This window comes from Streptomyces sp. SID13726 (assembly GCF_010548375.1).
Classification (GTDB): Bacteria; Actinomycetota; Actinomycetes; order Streptomycetales; family Streptomycetaceae; genus Streptomyces.
This window is the reverse complement of sequence record NZ_JAAGLY010000579.1, coordinates 1-419: the sequence shown is the minus strand read 5'-3', so window position 1 is coordinate 419 and position 419 is coordinate 1. Positions and strand designations below refer to the sequence as shown.

General features: G+C 74.7%; 1 protein-coding gene. It reads right to left on the bottom strand.

Annotated features, from left to right (window positions below):
• Positions 1-79 precede the first annotated feature (79 nt).
• On the bottom strand, positions 80-419 hold a 340-nt coding region (locus G3I78_RS49220; protein ID WP_164437179.1), incomplete at its 5' end, for a hypothetical protein.

Genomic DNA, 419 nt, shown 5'->3' with positions numbered 1-419 from the left:
ACGTCTCCAGGCTGCTGGCCCGCACCCTGGCCCAGCTGCGCGAGAAGCTCCTCGTCGAGGAGTAGGAACGAAGAACGGGCTATCGGGCCTGCTCGCCGGGCCCGATTCCCAGCGCCTCGGTCGCCGTCGGGTTCACCAGCAGGGCCGAGACGGCCACCGCGGCCGCGGCCAGAGCCACGGCGGCGGCGATCATCGCGCCGCCCGTGGAGTACAGGGTCCAGGCCACCGGCAGCGCCATCAGCTGGGTGATCAGCGCGGGCCCGCGGCTCCAGCGCCGGCCCAGCCGCAGCCCGCGGGCCGCGACCAGCGGCAGCGCGGCGAGCAGGAACAGAGTGATCCCGCCGGTCTCGGCCTGCTGCGGGGAGTCGGGGTCGCCGGCGATGCCCACGAACAGCATGTACGCGCCGAGTCCGGCCAGG